Genomic DNA, 8,179 nt, shown 5'->3' with positions numbered 1-8,179 from the left:
TTTTATTACAGTGAAGCAACGTATTTTGCAAGCAGAATTAAGCCCAATTGCCCTGCCCTGTGTGGTGAGTGAGGGTGACTTGTGGTGTGCGAAAGAATAGAATATACGACTTCGCAGGCTTGAACCTTCTGCTTTTTTGTACTGAAATGTCAATGTTGCTTTGACACTCAGCTTTAGTCCCACTATTATTGCGCGCTTGAATTTTATGGCAAACGAATACCTGCTTCACCCTCTGGATCCTTACAAATTTTGCGCAACAGATCGGGAATTGATGTTTGATCTGCCGCTGCAGGACATGAAGCGAGCCGGGGACATGTTGTTGGATGTGGATGATACTATCCACTTTGAACTCAGGTTCAGTCATGGTCCCCAGCGCCTAATGCAGGTACAGGGGAGCTTGAAAGGTGAAGTCACACTGGAATGCCAGCGTTGTCTGGGTTCGGTGCGGCAGGCGATCAACAGCGAGTTTCTCTGGGGTCTGGTGACTACAGAAGAAGCAGCAGAAAATCTGCCACGTACCCATGAACCGGTATTTATTGAAAAAGATGTTCTAGAGCTGTTACCGGCGATTGAAGATGAACTGATTTTAGCTTTGCCACTGGTGGCCTACCATCCACCGGAAGATTGCAAACTGCCACAGCATCTTCAGTTGCAGGAAACACAAGCTCAGGAACCGGAAAAGAAACACAACCCTTTCAGTGCTCTGGCCGATTTGAAAAAATCACTGAAATCCGGGCAATGAATTTTAGTTTGGCTCAGCAAACCCAGGAGTAAATCATGGCTGTTCAACAGAATCGTAAAACCCGCGCTAGACGTGACATGCGTCGTTCACACGATGCCCTGAGCGCAACTGCTCTGTCCGTTGATGCAACCAGCGGTGAAGTTCATCGCCGTCACCACGTGACTGCAGAAGGCTTCTACCGTGGTCGTAAAGTAATCAACAAAGGCGAAGAATAAGCCTTTATCTGCATGGAGCTTTTACTGTGCAGATAAATCTGGCTATTGACGCTATGGGCGGGGACTCAGGTCCCCGCACTAATGTTGCCGGAACCCTTCTGGCATTAACTCAGGATCCCCTCCTGAATGTCACTCTGGTTGGTGACAAACCCCTGCTTGAATCCCTGCTGCTGCAACATCAACTGAGTCATGAGTTTGCCTCGCGCATTTCTCTGCTGGCCAGTGATGATGTGATTGGTATGGATGAATCTCCTGTCTCCGTACTGCGCAGCCGCAAACGCTCCTCCATGCATCTTGCTGTACAACTGGTTGCCCAGCGCCAGTGTCATGCCTGTGTCAGTGGTGGTAATACCGGAGCACTGATGCTGGTAGGACGGCATTATCTGGGTATGTTGCCCGGTATTGAGCGTCCAGCCATCAGTACAGCGATACCCACACAACAAGGACACAGTTACCTGCTGGATCTGGGTGCCAATGTGGACTGTCAGGCTGAACACCTGCTGCAGTTTGCCTTGATGGGTTCGGTGATGGTCAGTTGTGTGGAAGGCAAGGCCAAACCTCGTGTGGCTCTGCTGAATGTGGGTCATGAAGCCATCAAGGGTAATACCCTGGTGAAACTAGCCGCTCACCTGATTGAAAACCACCCCAGCCTGAACTTTGTAGGTTATGTCGAAGGGGATGAAATTTTCCGCGGGGATGTGGATCTGGTGGTGTGTGATGGTTTTGTTGGCAATATTGCCCTGAAAACCAGCGAAGGACTGGCTCGTTTTCTGTCCGGCAAAATCCAGTCGCTGTTTGAAAAAAGCCTGTACAGTCGTCTGGTCGGCCTGATGGCGCGCCCATTATTGCGACAGTTAAAACAGCAGATGGATCCGGTACGTTATAATGGTGGCAGTTTTCTTGGGCTAAAAGGTTGTGTGGTTAAAAGCCATGGTAATGCAGATGCAGTGGGCTTTTCTTTTGCCATCATGCGGGCGGCTGTAGAAGCGCGTCAGGGATTGTCCGCCCGTTTGCTGGAGCAGATGCAAAAACTGGATTTGCCACAAGACTAATCCCCCCTCCCAATGGAGCTGATCCTGTGTCCGGCACTTCTGGCAAGATCAAACTGGTATTACTGCTTTCCAGCAGCATGACCGTGATGGCAGGTGCCCTGATCACTCCGGTGTTACCGGATATTGTTGCTGGCAGTGTTGCTGTTGCTTTATCCACCACCCGCTGTCACGGATCAACTTAAACCATGAAACCTGCTGATTCTGTCACAGGTTACAGCCTGTTGTTGATGGTGCTGTTGGCCTTGTTGGCCAGTTTTGGTTTGCCCATGGCAGCTGCACTGGCCGGTTTTTTTGCCTGGCTGGCAGCAATGCGCCTTTTTAAACGCCTGACAGGGTTGCAGCAAGGGCAGGTGTTACTGATGTTGCTGGTTGGTTTTGCCGGGCTCATCTGGGGGCAATTTAATCAAACTGGATCAGGCTGGTGGTGGCAAGCGCTAGAAGCTAATCAGGGGTTGCTGAGCATGCTGATTTCGGTCAGTTTTCTGCGGCTGGTTGCCATCACTGATCTGGCTGCAAAACAGCCCTTGCCAGTGGGTCGTACTGCCTTGTGGAAAACCCTGCTGGGGGTTCATGCTTTTGGTGCGGTGATCAATTTTTCTGCCATGATCATCATGGCAGACCGGTTATCCGCACGTCAGCCACTAACACCCTTACAGGCCTTGGTGATTACCCGGGGTTTTACTCTGGCTGCCCACTGGTCACCTTTTTTTGCGGCCATGGGTGTGGTGTTGATCAATGCGCCGGGTGCCAGTCTCTGGCAGTTGATGCCGATGGGTCTGGTGCTGGCTGTTGTGGGCTTGTTTGTGGCTGGCTGGTGGTTAATCAAACAGCCGGAGGCGGAGTTCAGCGAAGCTTATCCCATGCACTGGCGCGCCCTGATGTTGCCTCTGTGGCTGGCGGTGAGTGTGCTGGTGGCACATACCCTGTGGGATCAGCTGCCAGTGCTGACACTGGTCTCGATTTTGTCACTGCTGTTTACACTGGTGCTGCTTATTTGGCGTTATCACGGCAAAAGCCTGCTGCGGTTAAGGCAGCATATCGAACACACACTGCCCACCATGTCCGGTGAAACCCTGTTGTTTCTTGCTGCTGGTGTGCTGGCCGCCGGAATCGGTTCAGCCCTGCAAGCGGCAGATTTTGTTTTACAGCTGGATCACTTTGGTGCCTGGCAGGCCTGGATTTTACTTTTGGTGCTGGTGGGAGTTTCCGCATTGGGTATTCATCCGGTGATCAGCATCTCCACCGCTGGTGGTTTATTTGCTCCCTGGGTCAGTGATCCTAATTTACTGGCTATGGTGTTTTTGATGGCCTGGGCGTTGGGTGTCAGCATTTCGCCCTTGTCCGGTACCCATCTGGCCATGCAAGGGCGTTATGGTTTGTCGGCTTATGCTTTCAGTCGTTGGAATCTGGGTTTTGTTGGTGTGATGCTGGTGATCCACCTGCTGGTACTGCTGGTTTATGTGAGTTTCTAATCCAAACTTAAGTTGCGGGGTTCAAAAGCAGTAGAAATCAGCTTTGCAGCCTGCGCGGTTGCATGTAAAAGCTATATCCTTCATGCTTATACACCCTGAACTTTAGTCTATGGAGCAAGTAATGACGGATGAAAAAGATCCCATGAAGCCGGACGGTGAGGTGAATCCCATCGACACGGATTACCAGATCGGTCAGGACAACATTGCGTTGCAGGTCGGCCCCTTTGGCCTGGATATCCATAACCGTGTTTTTCTGATTTCCGGTCTGATGATCATTGCGTTTGTAGTGTTGACCCTTGTATTTCAAAGCCAGGTAGAGCCGATTTTTGGCAGTGTGCGAGGATGGCTGACTTCCAATCTGGACTGGTTTTTCATCAGCGCTGCCAATATTTTTGTACTCTTATGCCTTTTTCTGATTTTTTCCCCGCTCGGCAAGGTACGCCTCGGTGGCACAGAAGCCACACCTGACTTCACCTATCTTGGCTGGTTTTCCATGCTGTTTGCTGCAGGTATGGGTATCGGATTGATGTTTTTTGGTGTATCCGAACCCCTGTCTCACTTCAACAGTGCTCTGGGTGGCATCAGCATGGAAAACGGGCTACGTACTGACTGGGCTCCTCTTGGAGCAGCAGCCGGTGATGCAGTAGCAGCAGAGCGCCTGGCGATGGCTGCAACCATCTACCACTGGGCACTTCACCCCTGGGCCATTTATGCCGTGCTGGCACTGGGGCTGGCTTTATTCTCATTTAACAAGGGATTACCCCTGACCATTCGCTCCATTTTTTACCCACTGTTGGGTGAGCGAGTCTGGGGTTGGCCGGGTCATCTCATTGATATTCTAGCGATATTGGCAACCCTGTTTGGTCTGGCGACCTCGCTGGGGCTGGGCGCCTCTCAGGCAGCAGCCGGTCTGAATTACCTGTTTGGTCTGCCCAAGGGACAAGTGACCGAAGTATTGCTGGTTATTGGTATTACCCTGATTGCTCTGGTTTCGGTGCTGGCGGGTCTTGAGGCCGGAGTTAAACGCCTGTCCGAGATCAACATGGTGCTGGCTGCGGTACTGATGCTGTTTGTGATTATTGTTGGTCCTACACTGGCTATCCTGACCGGCTTTTTCTCCAATCTGGCAGCTTACCTGCAACACCTGCCAGCATTGGCCAACCCGATTGGCCGTGAAGATGCCAACTTCTCCCAAGGCTGGACTGCCTTCTACTGGGCCTGGTGGATTTCCTGGTCACCTTTTGTCGGCATGTTTATTGCGCGAGTTTCTCGCGGTCGTACCGTGCGGGAGTTTTTGATCTCGGTACTGCTGATTCCTTCGGCGGCCTGTGTACTCTGGATGACCGTCTTCGGCGGCACCGCCATCAGTCAGTTTCTGGGTGGTTTTGGTGAGGTGGCTTCCGCTGCCCTGCCGCTGCAGCTGTTCACCATGTTGGATGTATTACCGCTGGCACAGGTGACTTCATTCATTGCCATTGTGCTGGTGGTGGTGTTTTTTGTCACCTCCTCCGACTCAGGTTCACTGGTGATAGACACCATCTCTGCCGGTGGCAAGGTGAACGCACCCACCCCACAGCGAGTATTCTGGTGCACCTTTGAAGGACTGGTGGCGATTGCACTGATTCTGGGTGGGGGTCTCATTGCCTTACAGGCCATGGCCGTGTCAGCAGGCTTTCCCTTTACCCTGGTGCTGTTGATGTCCTGTGTGGCACTGGTAAAAGGCTTGGCTTCCGAGCCACGCGCAGTCTAGCCTGAAACTGCAACATTCAGGGCATCCAGGAGGTCTGATGGAAGTTGAACAACTGGAAGTGCTGGCGTTTCTGCGCCGCTTTCCACCCTTCAACCAGCTGCCGGAAGAGGTGATGACAGAAGTTGCCACTCAAGTGGAAGTGGGTTACTTCAAGGCTGGCACCCGGATTCTGGAGTTTGGTCAGGCCATCGATGCCCTGCATCTGGTGCGCAGCGGAGCGGTGGAAGTTTTCCGCCGCAACGGTGATCTCTACAACCGCCTCAGTGAAGGCGGTTTTTTTGGTGAGTTTGGCCTGCTGCGTAACGGGCGTGTCCGTTTCCCGGTGCAGGCACTGGAAGACACCCTGATTTATTTTGTGCCTGAACCTATCTTCACTCGCCTGTTTGAAGAACATGAACTTTTTGCGGATGCAGTGGAAGTTGAAGACCGCACTCGCCTGCGTCAGGCTGTTTCCCGCCGAGAAGATGCCAATGAGCTGATGACGGCTCGTATTGAGTCGCTGGTCAGCCGTGAGCCAGTGAGCCTGGATCTGCATGCCAGTGTGCAAGCTGCAGCAGTAAAAATGACAGAGGAGTCTGTCTCCTGTCTGCTGATTACGGAAACAGACAACATTCGACCGGCCGGTATCCTAACCGACAAGGATCTTCGTACCCGTGTACTGGCGGTGGGGCTGGATGTGCAACAGCCTGTTTCCAGCATCATGACCGAAGATCCGCTCAGCGTGGAACACAGCCAGCTGGTGTTTGAAGCCATGCTGTTGATGCTGCGCTCTAACCTGCATCACTTGCCAGTGATGAAAAAAGGCCACCCCATCGGGGTGATTGCGCTGTCTGATATCATCCGTTACGAATCCCAGAATAGTCTGTTTGTGGTCAGCAGCATCTTCCGCCAGCAGAGCATTGAAGAACTGCAGGGGCTGGTGGATGACGTGCGTTCCAGTTTTGTACGCATGGTGCGCGAGGATGCCAACTCCCGTATGATCGGCACCGCGATGGCGGTGATCGGATGCAGTTTTAAACAACGCCTGCTGGAGCTGGGTGAGGAAAAATTCGGGCCACCACCTGTTCCCTACTGTTTTCTGGCGCTGGGCTCCATGGCAAGAGAAGAACAAAGCATTGTAACGGATCAGGATAACGCCATGATCCTGCACAACAGCTTTGACCCTGCACTGCATGATGATTATTTTCGCAAACTGGCCGAGTTTGTTGCCGAAGGACTGGATGCCTGTGGTTACACCTACTGCAAGGGCGGCATCATGGCCAGCAACAGCCGCTGGCGGCAACCACTCAAAGTCTGGGAAGGTTATTTTTCCAACTGGATTGAAAAACCCACCCCGGAATTCCTGCTCAACAGTTCGATCTTTTTTGATCTGGATGGTGTCTGGGGCAAGCTGGAATGGGCTGACCAGCTGAATGACTTTATAAACCGCAAGGTAAAACACAACCCCCGCTTTCTGGCCTGCATGGCGCGTAATGCCCTGAATCGCACACCGCCTCTGGGATTTTTCAAGGATTTTGTGATGGAAAAGGATGGCAAGCACAACAACTCGATCAACACCAAACGCCGTGGCACGGCGCCGGTGGCGGATCTGATTCGTGTTCATGCCCTTGCGATTGGCTCCACCGCACGTAATTCTTTTGAACGACTGGAAGACATCATTGCTGCCAACATCCTGCCCAAAGGTCGCGGGCAGGATCTGCGGGATGCCCTTGAGCTGATTTCTATGGTGCGGATACGCCATCAGGCGTTATCCATACAGCAGGGTGAACTGCCGGATAACAATGTTGCACCGGAAAACCTCTCAGACTTTGAACGCAAGAACCTGAAAGATGCCTTCCAGATTCTCAGCCATGCGCAGAAGTTTCTGAAATTCCGTTACCCAATGAGCTGAGGCACACCCATGTTCTATCTGGAGCCCAAAAAACTGGCCAACTCATCAGCACAGGATGATCCCCAGCTGAAACAGGTTGATAATCAGGTTCCTGACTGGACGGCACGTTTTGCACAGCTGCAACAACAGGCTAAAGATCCGCGCCTGCAAGCTTTTTATGCTGCCGGAGTGGTCAGTGGTGACACCCCGATCAACCAGGTTCCACTGCTGGCGGTGGATGTGGAAACCACCGGGCTTAATCCACTGCGGGATGGTATTGTCAGCATAGGTCTGGTGCCTCTGTCTCTGGCTCGTATCCGCTGTGCTGAAGCCAGCCACTGGATTGTTAACCCCCGCACCAGCCTGAAAGACGAATCCATCGTGATTCACGGCATCACTCACTCGCAGGTACAGGCCGCACCGGATCTGAACCGAATACTGGATGAACTGCTGACCCGATTTGCCGGTCACGTGCTGGTGGTGCATTACCGGGGTATTGAGCGAGCATTTCTGGATGCTGCATTAAAAACACGTTTAGATGAAGGACTGGAATTTCCGGTGATTGATACCATGGAGCTGGAAGCCCGCCTGCACCGGCGTAAACCCCTCGGCTGGCTGGATCGTTTGCTGGGACGCCGTCAGGTTTCCATTCGGCTGGCAGACAGTCGCAGCCGTTATGGACTGCCCGCTTATCAGCCTCATCATGCTTTGACCGATGCACTGGCAACAGCAGAGTTACTGCAGGCTCAGATTGCTCACCACTTCAGTCCGGAAACCCCACTGCAGGATTTGTGGAAGTAATACGCTGCTGTACACAGTCATAAGATCCCATGGCAAAATCTCGACAGATCCACGGGCGTTTTTCGTAGATGCCACACATATAGGTATCACGATCCAGTGCTGCACACCAACCATCATCCAGTCGCAGCATCACCTCCACACCCCATTCGTTGGTATCAATAAAACGGCGAGGCACACCCGTATCACTGATCAGTAATACCTCCAGTTGGCAACAACAGGCCTGACAGCTGAAACAACTGACCGAAGCATCAATATCACCCAGATCTTCCAGTGGAAT

The 8,179-nt window shown here is 52.4% G+C and carries 9 protein-coding genes; 8 read left to right on the top strand and 1 reads right to left on the bottom strand.

What is annotated here, in order from left to right; genetic code table 11:
• The first annotated feature begins 271 nt into the window (after positions 1–271).
• From IBX50_RS14630 to IBX50_RS14595, 8 genes are all read left to right on the top strand, one after another.
• On the top strand, positions 272–742 hold the full coding sequence (locus IBX50_RS14630) for a YceD family protein (RefSeq protein WP_292257032.1): 471 nt from the start codon (positions 272–274) through the stop codon (positions 740–742).
• 35 nt (positions 743–777) lie between these two features.
• On the top strand, positions 778–957 hold the full coding sequence (gene rpmF / locus IBX50_RS14625; protein WP_292257031.1) for a 50S ribosomal protein L32: 180 nt from the start codon (positions 778–780) through the stop codon (positions 955–957).
• Between the two features lie 26 nt (positions 958–983).
• Positions 984–2,009: a phosphate acyltransferase PlsX gene (gene plsX / locus IBX50_RS14620; protein WP_292257030.1), complete on the top strand. Its 1,026-nt coding sequence runs from the start codon at positions 984–986 to the stop codon at positions 2,007–2,009.
• A gap of 26 nt (positions 2,010–2,035) precedes the next feature.
• A complete protein-coding gene (locus IBX50_RS14615) occupies positions 2,036–2,191 on the top strand; it encodes a hypothetical protein (RefSeq protein WP_292257029.1) in 156 nt (51 codons plus the stop codon).
• 3 nt (positions 2,192–2,194) lie between these two features.
• Complete coding sequence (locus tag IBX50_RS14610; RefSeq protein ID WP_292257028.1) at positions 2,195–3,481, top strand: hypothetical protein; 1,287 nt, start codon at positions 2,195–2,197, stop codon at positions 3,479–3,481.
• Positions 3,482–3,602: 121 nt separating this feature from the next.
• Positions 3,603–5,231, top strand: a complete 1,629-nt coding sequence (locus IBX50_RS14605; RefSeq protein ID WP_292257027.1) for a BCCT family transporter — start codon at positions 3,603–3,605, stop codon at positions 5,229–5,231.
• Between the two features lie 37 nt (positions 5,232–5,268).
• On the top strand, positions 5,269–7,122 hold the full coding sequence (locus tag IBX50_RS14600) for a putative nucleotidyltransferase substrate binding domain-containing protein (RefSeq protein ID WP_292257026.1): 1,854 nt from the start codon (positions 5,269–5,271) through the stop codon (positions 7,120–7,122).
• Positions 7,123–7,131: 9 nt separating this feature from the next.
• A complete protein-coding gene (locus IBX50_RS14595) occupies positions 7,132–7,902 on the top strand; it encodes a 3'-5' exonuclease (protein WP_292257025.1) in 771 nt (256 codons plus the stop codon).
• Here IBX50_RS14595 and IBX50_RS14590 read toward each other — a convergent pair.
• Positions 7,865–8,179, bottom strand: a 315-nt coding sequence (locus tag IBX50_RS14590) for a YkgJ family cysteine cluster protein (protein WP_366930735.1), incomplete at its 5' end; no start/stop codon positions are given. The two genes, IBX50_RS14595 and IBX50_RS14590, sit on opposite strands and share 38 nt — an antisense overlap.

The sequence above is a fragment of the Marinospirillum sp. genome (assembly GCF_014859565.1).
The sequence above is the reverse complement of the archived record's forward strand: the minus strand, read 5'-3'. Positions and strand labels throughout refer to the sequence as shown.